We start from the raw sequence: 21220 nt of genomic DNA, 5'->3' as shown, positions 1-21220 counted from the left end.
ATTATTTGTCTTCTATACTTTGGCGCAAAAACTATGTGATATTTACAGTTCCATTTGCTATGTGCTAAACTATTATTATCCACTTTGGATATACCTCCTTCAAAATGTTAGTGGTCGGCAAACCTACTATTATTTTACTCCGGAGGTATTATTTTTTTCTACTCATAGCTATAAGCTTTTTAGAACCACATGTATAACATGTGGTATTCATTAATACAAAAAAATGTCGCTAAAGAAATCTTTAGCGACTTTTTGAGCTTATTACTTTCTAATCATATTAATTCTTTTCATATGCTCATTAAAGCATCGTATGATTAACCATTTAATTTCATTCACTTACATATATACTATTTTGCAAAAAATTTATAAATAGTAGTATGTTTATAGTCTTGTCCTGCTCTAACCACTGGCGAAGGAAAGCTTGGAACATTCATAGAGTTTGGATAAAATTGTGTTTCAAGGCATAGCGCATTTCTCTTGTTGTAGACAGCTTTATCCTTTCCAATTATAGAACCATCTAAGTAATTTCCAGAATAAAGCTGCACTCCAGGCATTGTAGTATATACTTCCATAACACGTCCTGTTTTATCCTCAGTGACCTCTGCTGATTTTTCTAAGAGATTGCCATTGGCATTTAGACACCAGTTATGATCATAACCTTTTGCAACAATTAATTGTTGATAATCTCCATTAATACCTTCACTCAATTTAGCTGGTTTAGTAAGGTCCATCGGTGTTCCTTTTACCTCTCTAAGTTCACCTGTTGGAATTGAATTGCTGTCTATAACAGTGAATCTATCAGCATTAATCATAACCTTATGATTTAAAACTGATCCAGAGGCATGTCCTGCCAAGTTAAAATACGAGTGGTTAGTTAAATTAATTACTGTATCCTTATCTGATACAGCATCATAATCTATTTTTAGATCATTATTTTCTGTAACGGTATATTTAACCTTCACTTTAAGGTTTCCAGGATATCCTTCTTCACCATCTTTACTTAAGTATGTTAGCTCTATGCTTGGATTATTTGAATCGTTTACACCCACTACCTCCCAAAGTACTTTATGAAAACCAGTTATCCCCCCATGTAATTGATTTTCTCCTTCACTTTTAGTTAAGGCATATTCAACACCATCTAATACAAAAGTAGCATTTTTAATTCTATTTGCATATCTTCCTATAGTTGATCCTAAGAATGCTGGGTTTTCAAAATATCCTTCTAGAGAATCATAACCAAGCACAACATCCTCAAAGTTTCCTTCCTTGTCAGCTACAAAAAGTGATGTTAGTATGGCACCATAATTTATAATTTCTGCAGTCATACCTTTTGAATTTTTTAAAGTATAGCGATATACTGCTTGCCCTTCTTTTGTTTTACCATATTCTCTTACATCTACACCCATATCTCATTCTCCTTCTTATATAGTTTTAAAGTAAAAACATATTTTGAGTTAACTAACCTTACTCATAATTATATATTCTCATAATTTTATAAATATTTCATTATAAAATTCTACTAATATTTGTTGTTTATCTAAATTTTTTAACTAAATAAACTTTCTGTTTGAAAAAACTTAGAACTATCTTTTCCTAAAGACTTAACTTGCTCTTTAAGTTTCTTATATTCCTTCATAGAATGTCCAGTATATTTTTTAAAGCAAACACTAAAATAATTAACGTCACTTATTCCTATCTTTTTAGCTATTTCACAAGACTTTGCATCTGAATTATTAATCATATCAATAGCAATTTTCATCTTTACCCCAATAACATACTCTGAAAAATTCATGCCAGTTTTTAACTTAAATATTCTACTAAGGTAACTTGAATTAACATAGAAAAGCTCTGATAAAAGCTTTAGTGACAACTCAGGGTTTGATATATTTTTTAATATAAACTTTTTTATCTCATCTATATTTAAGCTTTTATCTTCACTTTCATAATTTTGCTTCAAATCAATAATAGATCCAAAAATATCGATTCTATCTTTTATTTGCTTATAGTCTTTTTCTTTAAGCTTTTCCTTAATTATATTTTCTTTTAATCTTACTATTGTATTTTTTAATTCATCATCATCGATCGGTTTAAGAATAAAATCACTTACGCCAACCTTTATAGCCCTTTTAGCATACTCAAATTCATCGTATCCGGTAATTACAACTATTTTTATATCTGGATACTTTTCTAAAACGTATTTGCTCATATCTAATCCATCGGCTGAAGGCATACATATATCTGTTAAAATAATATTTGGCTTATTACTCTCAATTAATTTTATAGCTTCTTCTGAGTTTGAAGCCTCTCCAATTATGTCAACACCAAGATCGCTCCATGATATACAGTTCTTGATTAAATTCCTAATCAAATACTCATCATCTACTGTAATCATTTTTATTGTATTATCCATAGACTAGCTCACATCCTTTTTAGGAATCTCTATAACTATTTTAGTCCCTATATCTTTTTTACTTGTAACAATGAACTTGCATTCCTCTCCGTAAAAAACCCTCAATCTTTCCTTTGTAGCCCTTACACCGATACCAGTTGTGTTATTTTCATTAATATTTTTAAGTTTTTCTTCATCTATACCAATGCCGTTATCTTCTACCTCTAAAATAACCTTGCCGACTTCTTCATAAGTAGATATTTTTATAAGGCCTTTGTCAGCTTTATTTCTAAGTCCATGATATATTGCATTTTCCACTAAGGGTTGTAACACAAGCTTTATTATCCTAAAGTTATTGCAATTTTGTTCCAAATTATATTGAACTTCAAATTTATTCTTATATCTTACATTTTGAATAACTAAATAACTTTTTATAGTCTTTATTTCTTCCTCAATAGTTATTACATCTCTTCCGTTGCTTAAGCTTGTTCTATAAAAAGCACCTAATGCCTTTATGACCTCATATACACCTTTATTCTCTCCTGATAAAGCCAACGAACTTATGGTATCAAAAGTATTATAAAGAAAGTGGGGCTTTATTTGAGACATCAACACATCAAGCTCTGCTTTTCTCTTAAACTTCTCATCTTCTCTTATTTTGTTTAAAAGAAATTTTATATGAAAAACCATAATATTATAAACATTTTTCACTTCTCCAACTTCATCATTATAGGTTTTTATATCAACTGCTTTAAATTCTCCAGCTTTTACAGCTCTCATAGATTGATGAAGTTTTGTAAGAGGTTTCGTTATCATTCTAGATATACCGAATGCACCTAAGATAATTAATACAATGTTTACGCAAATAAAAATCAAAATGAAGTATCTAATATATTTTGACTGCTCTCCTAACTGGCTGTATTCACTGACACTAATTAAATTCCAATCATTATTTTTCATTTTAATGCTAGAAATTATATAATCCTTTTTATCTATTTTCTTTATAATAAATCCTTTATTTTCGGCATAAGATTTTTCTTTTTCTGCTTCCTTAAATATTTCTGAGTCAATATCAGGTTTAGTGATTATATTATTACTTTCATCTTCTATTATTAACTTAGTGCCAGATTTATTGCTTACTTTTACAATTGAATCATAAAAGGCGTTTTCATTTATGTTTATTATTAATACTCCAATTTTTTCTTGAGTATTTAGATCATTTATTATTCTTATAAAAGAAACATAAGATTCGTAATCCTGCTCTTTATTATGAAATAATCCGCCTCCATTTAATTTCAGTATATAACCACCATTTTTATCTAAAACATCCTTATACCACTTCATATTCTTGATTTCATCAACACTGAAGCTTTTGTAAGTGTTATTTTCAGAATAATATTTATTATTATAGTTATCTAATATATATATAGAAGCTATATTAGGATTGAAGTTTGTAAATTGGGTCAGATACTTATTTATATTATTTTGTATCTCCAAATCCATTTGTAAATTAGCATTTTTTAAATTACTTTGAATGTCATCACTAGAAACTATCATCTTTGATGCATTTGATACATTATCAATTATTATATTTGTGCTTGATTCAGCACTTTCTAAAGCTTCAAAGGAGCTTTGTTTAATTTTTTCTGTCATATAAGTCTTATTTACACTATCATAAGTAAAATTAAGAACAATTGTTGCTATAGTAAAAATTACTGAAAAATATATAGCTATTTTCGAACTTATTTTCAAGTTTAAGTATTTATCCTTTAAACTACTAAACACAAAGCTTGACCTAAATTTATTGATTTTATTATTCATTTGTTCAGTGATACTCCTCCAACTTTTTCATATCTTTAGCAAATTCTTCTGGACTTATCTTATGTTGAAATAATTTATAAACTAATTCCTTATGCTTATCCCCTTTTTCTTCTCCTAAATATATATCCCAATACAGTAGGTATTTTCCGTTTTCAGTGAGTTTTTTCAATTCCTTTGAAAGTTTATTTATCTTTGTTTCATCATAATTGTCTTTCCATGCAGGAAGTCCTGACCCAAACTCATAATATTTTTTAGATATATTTTTACATACGTATTCTATAGCTTCCACTGCTTCTTTTCTGTTCTTACAATTATTACTAACCATCAAGTAGTCAGCTGCACCGCCAAGAAACTCTTGATTTGACCCTTTTCCACTGTTTATTAATGGAAAGGTCTTAATCATAACTTTATCTTTAATTAAAGAATTCTCAGCCTGAATCTCACCAGCAAGCCAATTTCCAGTATAGTACATAGGAATTTTACCTTTTTTAAAAAGCATTTCTGATTCATCTCTCATATATTTTAAGCTTTCTTCATCAAAAGCATCTAAGTCTACTAGCTCTTCTAATCTTTTTGCTGCTTTTAAAAATACATCACTATCATCATAACCAGAAAGAGCTTTCTTACTTTCTTCTAATCCGCTTTCTCTAAGTGCTAAAATGTCATAATAAAGCATACCTGTCCATCTATCTTGTTCTCCTACTAATAAAGGAGTCATTCCTTTTTTTCTAAAAGCTTTTACAGCCGCTAAAAATTCATCATAATTATCTGGAATTTTTATGTCAGCTGTATTAAACAATTCTGTATTAACATAAAAAGTACCCACAGAAAAAGTTAATGGTAGTCCATATATCTTATCTTTATAGGTCACATTTCCAAGCATATTATCGTTAAGTTCATTTAGTACACCATTTTCTAAATAATTATTGAGAGGTAATACTCTTCCTGATTCTATTAAAGGTTCAGAAAAACCTCCTCCCCAAGAATAAAATATATCTGGTAACTCATTTGTTGCGGATGCTGTCTTTAACTTTGTTTTATATTTTTCACTTTCAACACTTTCAACTTCAATTTGAATTTTCGGATGATTTTTATTCCATTCTTTTATTACATCTTCTATAATAATTGAATTATTGTCTTGAGATTTTTGTGCCCATATATGCCACATCTTCAAAGTTATTTTCGAATCACCATTTAAATCGTTTACTTTTTTATCATTGCACCCTTGAAGACTTATAACAAGCATGGTTATTATAAAAATTGAAAACAATTTTTTCATATCATCACCTCTATGACAATATAATATTTTATCTTTTTCTCATTTTAATGATACCATAATATCTTGTAACTGTTTACTCTTAATTACAAATATAAATTTTATTAACAATTTTAGTTAAGTTTAAAGTAATATAAGTTAAGGCAAGGATTTTAAAGTAAAAATTCCTTGCCATTCTAAAATTAGTAAATTTCTTTATAAGTAAAGTAATCGAAATCTGCTGCTAAATTTTGTCCTGTTGCATCTTGACAACACATTCCTACAAATGCACCTGTAAAGAAGCCTTCTCCTCTAATGTAATCATCTGAAAGCTTGTTTGAATCAAAGCTAAAAGGAAGTTCAATCCATATTTTTTCATCAAAAGAAAATAAGAATTTATACTGTTCTCTTCTTACTTCAACCTTAAAATGAACGGTTTCGATTTCATCTGGTACTACTATGGGTTTACTTCTAAGTGGCTGCGAGAACTTATAATTATCGCATTCAATTATGCCTATTATTCTTCCTAATTCTTCGTCATGAGTGACATTTACGTAGACCCAATTTTCAGTATTATAGTAACATACTAGCCCAGCCATCTGTTGGAAGCTTGTAGGGTTGAATTGGACACCTGTTATAGCATCAAAGTTAAAGCTTTGCCATCTTCTTGCAACATGTGCTTGAAGAAACTTAGAAGTTAAGGACTGTTTTCCACGAAGTCTTAAGAATCCTTTTCTTTCTTTTAAAGTCATTGTAGTCTCATCTAAAGGAACTCTTAAGGTTTGGAAATTTATATTTAACTCTTCTTCATCAAATTCATCTCTTAGAGTATAATTACGTTCCCATTTTATTTCTTCCATTTTAGGAGCTTCTATATATAAAGAAGGCTCTCTTCCATCTAACACATATGGCCATCCGTCTCTCCATTCTATTTTTTGAAGAGAGGTCTCTCTTCCCAAAGGACAACAACCTCTTTCAGTTAGAGGTCTACCAACCAAATGAGCTAGATACCATTCATCAGTATGAGTATGAACTAAGGATGCGTGTCCAGCTTTTTGCAATGGATTTCTTGGACTGTTCCAAGAAGTTAATATTGGATTTTCTGGATGAAGCTCATATGGCCCCATGATATTTCTTGATCTTGCTACAGTTACAGCATGTTCATATTTTGTACCACCTTCAGCTACCATTAAATAATAATAGCCGTTTAATTTATAAATATGAGGTCCTTCAGTTAGCTTTATTTCTGTACCTTTAAAAATCAGCTTTGACTCTCCTACAAGCTTCTTTTCTTCATGACTATATTCTTGAATTGCTATCCCGTAAAATTGATGATTTCCTTCTCTATGATCCCAAACCATATTTAATAAATACTTTTTCCCATCATCATTATGATATAAAGATGCATCAAAACCAACCCCATTTAGATAAATCGGCTCACTCCAGTCTCCTGTTATACTATCACAAGTTACTAAGTAATTAACACAATCCTTCCAAATTCCTGATAGGTGCTTAACATCGGTATATATGAGCCAAAACATATTATCAGAATGTGTTAAGCAAGGAGCCCAGATTCCACCTGAATCAGGGTTACCTACCATATTTAATTGACTCAATCTATCTAAAGGTCTTTTAATTAACTGCCAATTCTTTAAGTCCTTTGAATGATGTATTTGAACTCCCGGAAACCATTCAAACGTTGATGTTGCTATATAATAATCTTCTCCACATCTTAGAATAGACGGATCTGGATTAAAACCTCTTAATATTGGATTTTGAATTCTATCCATTTAAAAAATCTCCTTAAATATATTTAATTTTAACACCCCTAAAACTTAAAATTATTCTTAAGTAACTATTTAGTTTCGGTAGTAAATTGCTTTTGCTTTTCTTTTCCATATTCAACTATCTTATCAGCTGATACCCACTTAACTGGTACTGGATAGTTATTATCTACTTTTTCACCTTTTATTTTTTTATCTAACACATCTATTACAGTCTTTCCGATAGCATAAGAATCCTGATCAACTATTCCAGTTATTAAACCAGCTGCTATACCATTTTCCCAAGTTGGTGTGTAGTCAAATCCAAAATGATATATTTTTCCCGCTTTATTTTGAGACTTTAAAGCTTCCATAACACCAGTATCAGGACCTTCTGAACCTAGTGAAAAAACTGCTACCATATCTTGATTTGCAGTGATTTGTCCTTCTAACTGTTTCTTAGATTCAGCTGCTTGGTCATTATCTTGTATTGGTTCTAGCCATGTGAAGCTTTTAGCATCATCTCCCATAGCTTTTTCAAATCCAGCCTTTATTCCATCTTGCCTATAGGTCATAGTAGTTTGAGTTAAGTTTACTGCCGCTAGGGCGATCTTACCACTCTTAATTCCTTTTGACTTTAAGTACTCACCAGCTTGCTTTCCCAGTTCCTCACCAGCTAGTTTATTGTCAGTTCCAACATAAGCAGTTCTATTATCCTTTGTCTTAACATCAGCATCAAAGGTTACAACTGGAATGTTTGCGTCCTTAACCTCTTTAATTTTCTTATCAAACATATCTGGATCCATTGGTGATACAGCAATACCTGCTGCATTGTTTTGTATACCTTCATCTACAAAACCTAAATGCTTCTCATTCTTTTGAGGCTCGTTAGAAGGTGATGTTTTAAATACTAGTTCATAGCCTAATGCTTTTGCTTCATCTTGAGCAGCCTTCTTCATTGGTGACCAATAAGCTCCTGTATCAACTATAGGAACAAAATAAAGAGTTTTACTCTTTCCTGATGAAGCTGTGCCTTTACTATCGTTTTGTCCACAACCTGTAAAAATACTTCCTGTTACCAGTAGCGCTGCCACAACAGCAATAATTCTTTTTCTCATCTCTTAAATCCCCCTTGAATAATCCTTTATTTATCTTAAAATTTTAGATAACAATATTATTTAATTAACTTATAGCTTTGTTTTGAAAGTACTTCTCTTTCTATAAAAATCTATAATTACAGCCACGACTATAATTCCACCTGTAACAGCTTGTTGTATAAAGGTATTAACCCCTAATATAGCAAGTCCATTTTGGAACACTTGTATTGTAAGAATACCAACCATAGCTCCACCTATAGTACCGATACCGCCTCCAAATTGTGCGCCTCCAATAATTGCAGCAGCCATAGCGAATAAATCTATACCGTTAGCTTCACTTGGTGCACCAACATTTAAGTTTGACATTAAAAGCAAGCCTGCAAGAGCAGCAAATATTCCTTCAATTACATACACCTTAACAAAGTGCTTGTTCACGTTAATTCCAGATAATCTTGCTGATTCTTTATTGGAACCAACTGCATAACTATAACGTCCAAACCTTGTGTTTTTCATTACGAAGGACATTATTATTGCTAATATTACAAATATCACAGTATTTGAATGGACGATTCTTGAGCCAACAGTTGTATTTGCAAGACTATAAAACCAATCTGGAACACCTTTGATGTAGATTCCATTTGTAAAGAATAATATTAAACCTCTTATCAAATAGCTTGTACCCATAGTTAATATAAACGGCTCTAGCTTAAACTTTGTGATAAGAACACCGTTGAACATTCCCCATAGTGCACCGATTAATAAGCATGCTGCAATTACTATTATTGGGTTAAATCCATGAACAGCCATATAAGCAGCTGCTGTTCCTGCAAAAGCAGCGATTGCCCCTATAGAAAGATCAACCCCTCCTGTAATTAACACCATTGTTATAGCAACAGTTATAATACCTACGGTTGGAATCTGTCTTAAAAAATTACCAATGTTTGCAGTACTTAAAAACTTAGGACTTATACCTGAAAAAACTATGATTAGTACCACAAGAACTAGATAAATTGAATATTTCAAAAATAAATCTCTTATATTAAAACTAACTGTTTTTTTCGCAACTACCTTTGTATTAGAACTTATTTTTTGATTCATTTTAATTAGCACCTCCAACTGTAGCTAAGGCCATTATCTTTTCTTGGCTAGCTTCTTGTCTATTCAACTCTCCTGTTATTCTTCCTTCACACATAACATATATTCTGTCAGACATACCTATAAGCTCTGGAAGTTCTGAGGAGATCATGATTACAACCTTACCTCTTCTCACTAAATCATTCATGATATGATATATTTCAGCCTTTGCTCCAACATCTATTCCCTTAGTTGGTTCATCAAAAATGAATACTTCCGAATTGGTATTTAACCACTTAGCAAGAACTATTTTTTGTTGATTTCCACCTGAGAGCGTTCCAGCCATTGCATCAAGATTAGCAGCTTTTATAAGCAAAGCCTCTCTAAATCTTTCACTGGTTTCCTTCAAGGCTTTATGGTTTAGCATAAAACTCTTTAAGTTAGTAATATTGATGTTATCATTTACACTCATTACCAAGGATAAACCTTGCTTTTTTCTATCTTCTGTTAGCAAGCATATGCCATTATTTATGGCATCCTCTGGCGACTTAATCTTAACTATTTTGCCATTTATCTTAACGCTACCATTACTTATTTTATCTGCACCGAACACTAGTCTCATAAGTTCGGTTCTACCTGAACCTACTAAGCCCGCAAAGCCTAAAATTTCACCTTTCCTAGCCTTTACACTTATGTCTCTAATCCTGCCAGTAGTGTCGGTAATTCCTTCAGCTTCAAGAACTACTTCTCCTGGTTCGAAAATCTCTTTTGGAAACAAATTCTTTAACTCTCTTCCAACCATCATACTTATAAGTTCATCTTGACTTATGTCTTTAACCTCACAGTTTCCTATAAAGGTTCCATCCCTAAGTACTGTAGCTCTATCACATATTTCAAATATCTCCTTCAATCTATGGGATATATAAATAACAGCCACTCCTTGAGATTTTAAATGTTTTATTACCTCAAATAAGCTTGAAACATCCTTATTTGAAAGTGAAGTTGTTGGTTCATCAAAGATTATAAGCTTTGCATTAAGACTTATTGCTTTTGCAATTTCAACCATTTGTTTCTTTGCTGTCTCTAAATCAGAAATTAAATCTGTAGCTTTAACTTCAATTCCAAGTCTTTTTAATATTGACTTAGTATCTGAATATAATTTTGGATAATCCACTATTCCTAAAGCTTTATTCTTATATGGAAGTCTTCCCATGAATACATTCTCCGCAACAGTTAAGGATTCACATAAGTTTAATTCTTGATGAACAAATCCAATACCTAACTCAGCTGCTTTGCTTGGAGTTATAAACCCACAATCAACCTCTTCAACACAAATTTTTCCTTCATCTTGAGCTTGTACACCGCCAAGTATTTTCATTAATGTAGATTTTCCTGCTCCGTTTTCTCCGAGTAGCCCATGTACTTCCCCTTTACTTATCTCCAGATTTACTCCTTTTAATGCATAAACACCTGGAAATTTCTTATGTATATTCTCCATTTTCAAAAACATTTTACTCACCACTTACCACCTCAGCCTCCCACAAAACGTTTTCATGTGTTTATTTTAAAACATTCAAAAAATTAATAATATATAATTACTTTACTTCTACCTTTGAAATTTTTACTTTTTAAATAAAGTTTAAAAAGTAAAAATAACTTTAAGTTTATAAGTGTTCATTCTTAATTAGCTTATATGTGGTGAAATATAAAAAAATCTAAAAATCCTCTGTTTGTATACATACTTACAATTTCTTAGTGACAGCTTCAAAAAATTTTGTAACTTTTTACAATATCTAATTGTAAATTTATACCATTAATGATAATATATAGGCATATAGTTTCTATATATATACTTATCATTAACTTATACTCTATCTGAAATGTGCTTATAAACTTAATTTACATACTGCAATAAATCCAAAATAAGATCTACAACTTTTTACAGAAATATTCACACAAAATTTTCATTAAGGCTTTTCTATTTTTATTAAAAAAACAATTACAAAGGAGGTGTTTACATCAAAAACAAATATTAAAAAGTTTATGTTTGTCTAAGCGTTTAATTATTGAAGTTATTTTAATTAATTTAGGGGGATTTAAAATGAAAAGGTTAAAAAAGCTAATTTCGTCACTTATTATTGTTTCAACTGTAATCACAACCTGCTCCTTTAGCAACGTCCAAAAAGTAAAAGCCATTGATACAAACAATGACGATTGGTTGCATTGTGTAGGTAATAAGATTTATGATATGAATGGAAAGGAAGTTTGGCTAACTGGCGCAAACTGGTTTGGTTTTAACTGCACCGAAAACGTATTCCATGGTGCATGGTATGACGTTAAAGGTATTTTAACAAACATTGCAGATAGAGGTATTGGTTTTTTAAGAGTTCCTATTTCTTCTGAACTTCTATATAGCTGGATGGTTGGAAAACCTAATAAAGTATCAAGCGTTACAGCTGCAAATAATCCACCTTATTATGTTTGTAATCCTGACTTTTATGATCCAACTACTAATGGTGTTAAAAACAGTATGGAGATCTTTGATATCATAATGAGCTACTGTAAACAGTTAGGCATAAAAGTGATGATTGACGTACACAGTCCAGATTCCAATAATTCAGGACATAATTATCCATTATGGTATGGCGTAAATACAACAACTGCTGGAGTTCTAACCACTGACAAATGGATAAACACTTTGGCATGGCTAGCTGACAAATACAAAAATGATGATACAATCCTAGCATTTGATCTTAAAAACGAACCTCATGGACAGAGGGGTTATACAGCTACTGCTCCTACAAATATAGCAAAATGGGATAATTCTACCGATGAAAACAATTGGAAATATGCAGCTGAAAAGTGTTCAAAGGCAGTTCTTGCAAAAAATCCAAAGTTACTAGTAATGATTGAAGGTGTTGAACAGTACCCAAAAACCGAAAAAGGATATACTTATGACACTCCTGATATATGGGGAGCTACAGGAGATCAGTCACCTTGGTATGGTGCTTGGTGGGGAGGAAATCTAAGAGGAGTAAAAGATTATCCAATAAACTTAGGTTCTCTAAACAGTCAGGTTGTATATTCGCCTCATGACTATGGCCCTTCAGTTTACAATCAAACTTGGTTTGATAAAGACTTTACAACACAAACTCTGTTAGATGATTATTGGTATAACAGCTGGGCATATATAAATGATAAAGGAATCGCGCCACTTTTAATCGGTGAATGGGGTGGCTACATGGACGGCGGAAAAAATCAAAAATGGATGACTTTATTGAGAGATTATATAGTAAGTAAGCATATAAATCAAACCTTCTGGTGTATAAATCCAAATTCAGGTGATACAGGAGGACTTCTCGGAAATGATTGGAAGACCTGGGATGAAGCTAAGTATGCATTATTAAAACCTGCACTTTGGCAATCTGGAGGAAAATTCATAGGATTAGACCATCAGATACCTCTTGGAGCAAATGGCATCTCTCTAGGACAATATTATAGTAATAAGTAGTTTATTAGCTGTCATTAAAATTTTCTAATTTCCTATATAATGAAAAAATGAGAGCAACTTTACAACTGAAGTTGCTCTCACCTTTATATTTAACTAGGCTAGATATATTTCTTTATTATATTTCTTTGAATATAATAAAGAATAATTTTGTTCTATATTAACTTGGGCAAATAAATATTTATTTTAGTGCCTTCACCTAATTTACTTTCAGCCGAAATTCTTCCTTCGTGGTACTGTATGATTTGCTTTGCAATAGAAAGCCCAAGACCAGTTCCACCTGTAGTTTTAGTTCTAGATTCATCAACTCTATAGAATCTGTCAAAAATTTTTGACAAACTCTCCTTAGGTATTCCTATTCCATGATCTGTTACTGAAATAATTATCTCTCTGCCTTTGTCTTCTGCATTAACCCTTATTTGAGCAGAAGCTTTACTAAATTTTATACTATTATCTATGAGGATCCTCAATACTTGTTTTAATTTGCTATAATCAGCATAAACCTTTAATTGCTGATAAGAATTATATGTAATTTCTACATTGTTATGACTTAGCTCAGTTTCCTCCACAATTTCTTTAAAAAGCGAGGCAATTGTAAACTCTTCCTTTTTAATAGAAAGTACATCATTATCCCCTTTTGCAAGATACAGTAAGTTTTCTATTAGTTTATTCATATTTTCCGTTTCTGATTTTAAGGTTATTAGCGATTTATCCAGTTGTTCGCTATCATTTTTACCCCACCTATAGAGCATATTTACATGTCCATGTATAACAGCCAAAGGTGTGCGAAGCTCATGAGATGCATCTGATACAAATCTTTTTTGCTTATCAAAATCTACTTCAAGTCTTTCAATCATAAGATTAAAAGTATCAGCCAAATCACTAATTTCATCCTTTGCACCATTTGTTACTATTCTTTTGCTAAGACTCTTTGAAGTTATTTCCTTTGCAGTCTTTGTAATATCTTTTATAGGTCTAAGTAGCTTTTTAGATAAAAAGTTTCCAGAAATTAAAGATACAATAATCCCTAAAATACTTATGGTAAAAAGAATTTCGGCTATATATCCAATCTTCTCTCCTATATCTTCAAAATCTTTTGTTACAACTATATAATAAATCTTTCCTTTCACATCCACTACCCTACTTGTAGAAATAGTTCCGTTTAATTTTTCAAAGGAATCTTTGTTACGTAATTTTCTGTTTTGACGACGGTCGGTAATTTGCACTGAGTTTTCTGTATTAGAAAAAATTATATCTTTATTTTCATCATAAACTATATAATATATCCCAGAACTTAAATTTATATTATTAAAATTTTTATTATCTATACTCTTCATGCTTTCGATATAATTTGAAAGGATATCTGCATTTGAAGATATTACTGTTTCACTATCCTTAAGCATAAAACTTCTTATCAAAAGAAATGTAAACACAGTAAATATGATTAATATCCCCATTAAAATTGATGAATATATCAAGGTAAGTTTTTTTGAAATAGAAAGCCTTTTAGTTATCAGAAACAAGTCATCTATCTTATTAAGAATTTTCTTTCATAACATATCCTACACCTCTAATCGTAGTTATATATTTATCACCAACATTATCTTCAAGCTTATTCCTTAAATAACTAACATAAACATCAACCACATTGGTATCACCTACATACTCATATCCCCATACTGAATTCAAGATATGGTCTCTTGTCAGTACCTTTCCCTTATTCTTGACCAAAAACTCCAATAGCTGATATTCTTTTTTTGTAAGCTCTATATATTTGTTGCCTTTTTTAATCTCACACAGCCCTTGATTTAAGGTGATGTCTCTAAAGGATAATATTTTATTTTCTTCTTTTTCAACATTAATTGAATTTATCCTTAAAACATTTCTAATTCTTGCTAGCAATTCTTCGATTGCAAATGGTTTAGTTAAATAATCATTAGCACCATTATCTAATCCAGTGACTTTATCTGAAACCTGATCACGTGCAGTTAGCATTATAATGGGTATATTAGAAGTTTTTCTAACCCTTCGAAGCACTTCAATTCCATTAAGTCCAGGAAGCATAATATCTAGCAATATTATATCGTAATTTTCACTTTGGATTTTTTCAAAGCCTGCTCTCCCGTCAAGTTCCCAGTCTACTTCATAACCTTCATATGTTAACTCTGGCTTTAAAAAACTCACTATCTCAGTTTCATCTTCGATAATCAAAACCTTAGTCATTTTTACCTCCTAGTTTTTATATACTTAATTAAAAGCCGAAAAACATCTAGTTTTCCGGCTGTCTTTCTGTATTATAAATAATACTTACAATAATTACAATATTGTTTGTCCCAGTATTAGTAAATTATTTTATTTTCGTTGCATAGAATTACGTTGACCATTTTCTTTAAAATTATTTCCGCCTTTATTAAATCTTTCCCCTTTTTCTTTAAAATTTCTCTCGCTCCTATCTCGTACACTTATGATATCACCAGATAAATTTTTCATTATCTCTACTCTGTCTCCAACTTGTATGTTACTAGCTGTTGTTTGGAAGTTTCCTATGTCTACTGTTTTAGTTGTAATGAAATTTGCAACTGTGACCTTACTTCCTTCAACCTTAGTAACAGTACCCTCCACTTGGAAAATTAAAGCGAACGCCACCCTTAATGCAATTACAATTACAATTGCTACAAATGCTGCAATAATTGTTTTTTTGTTAAAAACCTTTCTAGCAAAATTCTTTAGTTTTTCATTTTGAAAAAATGCATTTATTTTATCCTTCATCTATATTCTCCTCTCTAAATCACTTTATAATGAAATTATAATACTTATAATTTCATTAGTTATAAGAAGAGTCATAAAGTTTCATTAAAATTTTCTAATAAACCATCTTTTTCGAATCTAGTATAAATCATATTAGATAAAATAAAAACATGTATAGATTTTTATTAAAATCCACACATGCATTTATCTAAATAGGAACAATATTTTTAATTTACTTTATAGATTCTTTAATTTCTGTAACTTCTTTTTTATCTTCCGAACAACAACTCTGCTTTTTCCTTCCCATCATCATCGGAATCATTGCAAACATCATTATTGGGCACAAAAATGGAGCAATCTTGCCAAGCACTCCAGCTAAACTAGGACTCAAACTTGCTATAAATGGTAAAAAGAAGATTATTCCAATTGGTAGACCGCAGCAAATAATCATGTGCATCATATGTTTATTAAATCCATGATTATGTTTTGATTTGTTTTCATCACCTGTATTGTGACAACCCATATTATCCCCTCCGAAATAATTAAACTTGAAAAGATCTTTATTTATATATTAGCTTACTCTTATAAAGATTTTATGAAGAATCAAATTCATTATTTTCTTATATAAAAACTAATCTCTTAATTTATTTACTTCATATTTTCTTCATATGATTTTGATAATATTTTCCCATATAAGTTTTGGAGGTATGAAATAAACCCAGAAATCGTTAGCAGCATGGGTACTATGGATGGTATGAAATAATTAATTTATAACACTTAAACCACATAGTAAAAAAGACCTCCAAATAAGAAAATTTACTTGAAGGTCTTTGTTTTTAAACAATAACTCTATCAAAATAAACAGTAAACTTCGTGCCCTTTTCTTCTTTACTTTCCACTTCTATGTCAGCAAGATGAAGATCTAAAATATTTTTCACAATCGTTAACCCTATACCGTTGCCCTTTATCTCATTTCTACTCTTATCCCCTCTATATAATCTTTCAAATATAAAAGGTAAATCTTCTTCTTTTATTCCAATTCCGTTATCTTTAATCTCTACAATTATCTTTTGATCTTTAGGATACATGTTAATACTTATATTCCCATTGTTCTCAGAAAACTTAATAGAGTTCGAAATAATATTTATGAAAACTTGTCTTAACTTATCCTTATCCCCAGTTATATAGTATTGTTGATTTTTTTGAACACTATAATCAATATGTACTCCTTGGTTTTGAGCTTCCATATAAAAATCTTCACATATACTCTTTAATATCTGATTTATATCAACAGTTTCAAAATTAGCTTTTATACTTTCTGATTCAAACTGCTTAAGTAGTTCTAGATTATTTAACAATTTACCAAATCTAATGACTTCATCGTTTAAATCTTTAAGCCTATCATCTGTAACAGGAAAAATACCATCTATCATTGCTTCTAAATTATTTTGTAGTATATTTAATGGGGTTCTTATTTCATGGGATATATCGGACACAAGTCGTTTTCTTAACATATCTTGCTGCTTTAATTTTCCTGCTAATATATTTACACTAGTTCTTAAGTTTTCTAGTTCCTTAATATTGCTCCTTGTAACAGACTTTGTATCGAAGTTTCCTTTTGATAAGCTTACAGACATTGTTGAAACTTCTTTAATAGGTCTTGAAAATTGTTTTGAGAAGTATAAACTTATAATAATAACTATTATCAAAGTAATTAAACCACTAGCAATAATACTTTTGTTTATTGATGATTTAAAATTAACATCTTCTTCAGATAATAGAACTGATGAATACTGTCCTATATCCACATATCCCACTTTTTTATTATCTACTTCTATAGGAAATCTTTTGGAAGTATATACCCCAGTATCTTTAACCTTCATAGTATTAAAATGCAAATTATTTTTAATATCATTAGCATCCATACCCCATATTGTCTTTTCATTACTATCAAGTAGCGTTAGACAATAACTCCCCATATATGCTTCATGCATCATTTCAATACCAGAATCTTTTGACCATTTCCCTTCTCTTTTATAGATTTCTTGAAAATAAGATACAATTCTTTCATATCTTTTATTCTGTGTATCTACCATATAATCATCAAACTTTTTTGTTATTGTTAAATTGACGAACGCTGTTATAAGTAAAATTGCTGCTAGAGAACATATAAAAAACATAATACTCAGTTTTCTTCTTATACTTTTCACTAGTTATCACCACCAAATTTATAACCTACTTTTACAACTGTCATAATATATCTTGGTTTTTTAGTGTCTTCTTCAATCTTTTTACGTATATTTTTAATATGGACGTCTATGGTTCTATCATATCCATCGAAATCTATTCCGCCAATTTTATCTATTAATTGCTCTCTTGATAATACCTTTCCTTTATTGATAATTAGTGCATATAATATATCAAGTTCATTTGAGGTCAAAAAAGCTTCTTGATTATTAACTTTTACTTGCCTTTTTTCATAATCTACTATTAAATTGCCATCATTATAAAGTAAATTAGAATCATCCTCATCATAGGAAATTCTTCTAAACAGAGAATTTACTCTTGCAGTTAATTCCCTTGGACTAAAAGGCTTTACAAGATATTCATCTGCACCAATTTCTAGTCCTTCAATTTTTTCGTTCAATGATCCTTTTGCTGTAAGCATAAATATATGTACTTTTGATTTTTCTCTTATGATTTTGCAAATATCTTCTCCACTTATATCCGGAAGCATTAGATCAAGAATTACTAATTTAAAATTCATTGTTTCAAATAGCTCAAGACCTTTCAACCCTCTAGTTGTAGCGTAAACGGAATATCCTGCTTTTTCTAAATAAGCTTTTAACACATCTAATACATTTTGCTCATCTTCGATAATTAAAATATTATTCATAATCCGGCCTCACATAAATTCTTTTAAAATTGATTGGAAATTAAATAGTTATCCATCCAATGCTTTAATGAGCTTACGCAAAGAATTAATATGATTTTTTCATATTCCATGGCTAAAACTGTAAACTCACTTCGTTCGAACAGTACAGTTTTTTAACGCCACTACATCTGAAAAAATCATTTAATTCTAATAGCTCGCTCATATAGCATCTCCTGTATAACCATTTAATTTCAATAATGTTGTTAAACATATCCTTAATATTATATATGGATATACTACTTCATAATATAATTTATTATTTAAAAATTTTCACACTTTAAGTCATGAGAGTTTAAAAATAGATTTAGGTTCGAAGTAGTACATCCATACCTTAGCATAAACTTATGAATTTTATATGAAAAAACATCATTAAATTTAATTAATTCCTCCCCTTATATTAACATTTTCTTTTGGGCCTTTTCCATTGTTTTTTATGCCTAAACGTACGAAAGTCAGCAAAATCTAATCATTTTATGATTAAAAATTACTGACTTTCATCACAACTTTGTTATAAATTTAATTATGAAGTGGTTCATCTACATCAAACTACAATTTAAATTTTGAACTTATTTACTTCCTCAAGCATTTCACCAGTCATGGAGCTTAGTATTTGAGCTGCTGCTACCACTTCCTCTGTTGAGGCATTCATCTCTTCTGATGATGCTGCAATTTCTTCCGCTGAAGCTGAAACCTCAAGCGCAACTGATGATACCCCATCTACTCTAGCTAAAATAGTATCTTTATCATTATCTATAGCTTCAGCAGAATTCTTAACAGTTTCTATTTTAGGAATTATTTCACTTACTGCTCCTATAATATTTCCAAAGGAAGTTATTGAACTGTTTATTATTCCAACTTGATTTATAAGTTCATCATCCATTTCTACAGAATCTTGAACTATAACATCTGTATTCTTAGATATTTCACTTATCAATCTTCTAATGTCTTCTGAAGACACCTTAGATTGTTCAGCAAGTTTTCTTATTTCATCTGCAACTACTGAAAATCCTTTTCCAGCTTCTCCAGCTCTTGCTGCTTCAATAGCAGCATTTAATGCTAATAGATTAGTTTGTCCTGCTATGTTATTAATTATATTTGTAATTTCATTTATTTCATTTATATTTTTTCCAAGTCCAATAATCTTGGTGTTAAAAGTCTTAAAGGATTCACTAACTTTTGTTACAGACTGATTTAATTTATTCATATCGCTGCTACTCTCATTAGCCATTAAACTAATTTCCCTAGAGTTTGAATCAACCACTTGTATTTCAGTGACCATTTCAGATAATTTGTTGCTAAATTTATCTATAACCTCTGTTACATTTATTAAGTCCTCAGACTGATTTCCTGTTCCTTGTGCAATTTCATTTATCGCTTCAGCAACATTTTGCGTTGTACTAGAGATTTCCTCAGCAACAGAAGCAAGGTTCTCTGATTGTCCATTAATATTTGAAGAATTTTCTTTTATTCGACTAATCATTTCTCTTAGAGAATGTTGCATTGTTTTCATGGAGTTCGTCATTTCTCCAACTTCATCTTTAGAGTTCAAATATTTAGACGAAACTTCTTCAGTCAAATCACCCTTTGCTAACAAATCTAGATGCTTTGAAGTTGACTTAATCCCCTTTGATATATAAGTTGAAACTGCATAAACCATTGCTAATCCAATTAATAAAAAGACTAGTGATGATATTATAACAGAAACTTTCAGACTATCCAGTTCTGATAATACCTCTGTCTTAGATATAACAACTGCTATCGACCATTCAGTTCCTTTTACAGGAGCATAGCCTACATATTTTTCTACTCCCTGGAATAGATATTTTTCCATTCCTATTTTACCTTCACCCATATCTTTTTCTACATTAGCTAATTCATTCAAACTAGCATCTTTTTTTGCTTCTTCTATAGGATTGTATAATTTCATTACTAAATCCTTATTGTTATGTGCTATAACTGTTCCATCTTTTTTTATCATGAATGCACTGCCTGTTTGTCCAAATTTAATCTGATTAGTTATTTCGCTTAATTTATTACCATCTCTAGTACTGATTAATACCCCAACAATATCATTATTGTTTTTAATTGGTACTGCATATACTACAACTATAGAACCATCTACTTTACTAATTAATGGGTCAGATACATTACCTTTACCAGCTAATGCATTTTGAAAATATGGTCTATCTTTGACATTAGCATTTTTCCCATCTGTATATTGTACATCACCGTTTTTATCTGCAATACCCATTTTAATGCTTCCACTTCTAGTAATTTCTTCTTTGAGTATTGATACTTTATTTTCCCATGGTTCATTTAGGTTTTTTATATCATTTCTTGCTGCAAGAACCTCTAATGAACTCAACTGTCCTTCAACTTTACTTTGAATATTACTTGCTGATTGTTCTGCTATCTTTGGTAGAGTTTTTGATAGATTTGAAGTTAGTGCTTTTGATGAATTGATGAAAGAAGCTACCGCTAGCCCAATACATATAGCACCTATTAATAACCCTAAAAATAGTATCATTTTTCCTTTAATGCTTTTCATAAATCCTCCTATTTAGTTAATTTACATGTGATTTAATTATTTTTTTAATATAATAATATACTATGTTAAAATTTTATCACAT

At 30.4% G+C, this 21220-nt stretch carries 16 protein-coding genes and 1 pseudogene; 1 reads left to right on the top strand and 16 read right to left on the bottom strand.

From position 1 onward, the window contains the following. The 9 genes and pseudogenes from J3477_RS22075 to J3477_RS22035 all read right to left on the bottom strand — a co-directional run. Nucleotides 1–83, bottom strand: a pseudogene (locus J3477_RS22075) (IS200/IS605 family transposase); the annotation flags it as partial. A gap of 264 nt (nt 84–347) precedes the next feature. Then, nucleotides 348–1406: an aldose epimerase family protein gene (locus tag J3477_RS22070; protein ID WP_206872384.1), complete on the bottom strand. Its 1059-nt coding sequence runs from the start codon at nt 1404–1406 to the stop codon at nt 348–350. A gap of 140 nt (nt 1407–1546) precedes the next feature. Then, the gene (locus tag J3477_RS22065; protein WP_206872383.1) at nt 1547–2410 is read right to left on the bottom strand and encodes a response regulator transcription factor; all 864 of its coding nucleotides are present in this window, start codon (nt 2408–2410) and stop codon (nt 1547–1549) included. A gap of 3 nt (nt 2411–2413) precedes the next feature. Further along, nucleotides 2414–4210 (bottom strand): sensor histidine kinase, encoded by a 1797-nt coding sequence (locus J3477_RS22060; protein ID WP_206872381.1) that lies wholly within the window; start codon nt 4208–4210, stop codon nt 2414–2416. Nucleotides 4211–4214: 4 nt separating this feature from the next. Next, nucleotides 4215–5489 (bottom strand): extracellular solute-binding protein, encoded by a 1275-nt coding sequence (locus J3477_RS22055; protein ID WP_206872379.1) that lies wholly within the window; start codon nt 5487–5489, stop codon nt 4215–4217. A 179-nt stretch (nt 5490–5668) separates the two neighbouring features. Then, on the bottom strand, nt 5669–7255 hold the full coding sequence (locus J3477_RS22050; protein WP_206872378.1) for a glycoside hydrolase family 43 protein: 1587 nt from the start codon (nt 7253–7255) through the stop codon (nt 5669–5671). Between the two features lie 65 nt (nt 7256–7320). Further along, entirely contained in the window at nt 7321–8346 is a 1026-nt protein-coding gene (locus J3477_RS22045) for a sugar ABC transporter substrate-binding protein (protein ID WP_206872376.1), read from the bottom strand. A 69-nt stretch (nt 8347–8415) separates the two neighbouring features. Continuing rightward, a complete protein-coding gene (locus J3477_RS22040) occupies nt 8416–9423 on the bottom strand; it encodes an ABC transporter permease (protein WP_206872375.1) in 1008 nt (335 codons plus the stop codon). A gap of 1 nt (nt 9424) precedes the next feature. Further along, nucleotides 9425–10918, bottom strand: coding sequence for a sugar ABC transporter ATP-binding protein (locus J3477_RS22035; protein WP_206872374.1), 1494 nt, complete (start codon nt 10916–10918; stop codon nt 9425–9427). 582 nt (nt 10919–11500) lie between these two features. On the opposite strand from J3477_RS22035, the gene J3477_RS22030 reads away from it, so the two are divergent. Beyond that, nucleotides 11501–12910 (top strand): glycoside hydrolase family 5 protein, encoded by a 1410-nt coding sequence (locus tag J3477_RS22030; protein ID WP_206872373.1) that lies wholly within the window; start codon nt 11501–11503, stop codon nt 12908–12910. Nucleotides 12911–13062: 152 nt separating this feature from the next. Here J3477_RS22030 and J3477_RS22025 read toward each other — a convergent pair whose 3' ends face one another. The 7 genes from J3477_RS22025 to J3477_RS21995 all read right to left on the bottom strand — a co-directional run bounded on the left by J3477_RS22025 (nt 13063) and on the right by J3477_RS21995 (nt 21138). Next, nucleotides 13063–14310, bottom strand: a complete 1248-nt coding sequence (locus tag J3477_RS22025; RefSeq protein ID WP_206872372.1) for a sensor histidine kinase — start codon at nt 14308–14310, stop codon at nt 13063–13065. A gap of 133 nt (nt 14311–14443) precedes the next feature. Continuing rightward, on the bottom strand, nt 14444–15130 hold the full coding sequence (locus J3477_RS22020) for a response regulator transcription factor (RefSeq protein ID WP_206872371.1): 687 nt from the start codon (nt 15128–15130) through the stop codon (nt 14444–14446). A 129-nt stretch (nt 15131–15259) separates the two neighbouring features. Further along, the gene (locus J3477_RS22015) at nt 15260–15676 is read right to left on the bottom strand and encodes a hypothetical protein (RefSeq protein ID WP_206872370.1); all 417 of its coding nucleotides are present in this window, start codon (nt 15674–15676) and stop codon (nt 15260–15262) included. A gap of 211 nt (nt 15677–15887) precedes the next feature. Then, nucleotides 15888–16178 carry a hypothetical protein gene (locus tag J3477_RS22010; RefSeq protein ID WP_206872369.1) on the bottom strand — a complete coding sequence of 97 codons (291 nt, stop codon included), beginning with the start codon at nt 16176–16178 and terminating at the stop codon, nt 15888–15890. A gap of 313 nt (nt 16179–16491) precedes the next feature. After that, complete coding sequence (locus J3477_RS22005; protein ID WP_206872368.1) at nt 16492–17865, bottom strand: sensor histidine kinase; 1374 nt, start codon at nt 17863–17865, stop codon at nt 16492–16494. Beyond that, complete coding sequence (locus tag J3477_RS22000; RefSeq protein ID WP_206872366.1) at nt 17865–18551, bottom strand: response regulator transcription factor; 687 nt, start codon at nt 18549–18551, stop codon at nt 17865–17867. Before J3477_RS22000 ends, J3477_RS22005 begins: the two co-directional genes overlap by 1 nt. A 592-nt stretch (nt 18552–19143) precedes the next feature. Next, nucleotides 19144–21138 carry a methyl-accepting chemotaxis protein gene (locus J3477_RS21995; protein ID WP_206872364.1) on the bottom strand — a complete coding sequence of 665 codons (1995 nt, stop codon included), beginning with the start codon at nt 21136–21138 and terminating at the stop codon, nt 19144–19146. Nucleotides 21139–21220: the final 82 nt, after the last annotated feature.

The organism is Clostridium zeae, from assembly GCF_017312485.1.
In the GTDB taxonomy this organism is placed as follows: Bacteria; Bacillota; Clostridia; order Clostridiales; family Clostridiaceae; genus Clostridium_AR; species Clostridium_AR zeae.
The sequence above is the reverse complement of the archived record's forward strand: the minus strand, read 5'-3'. Positions and strand labels throughout refer to the sequence as shown.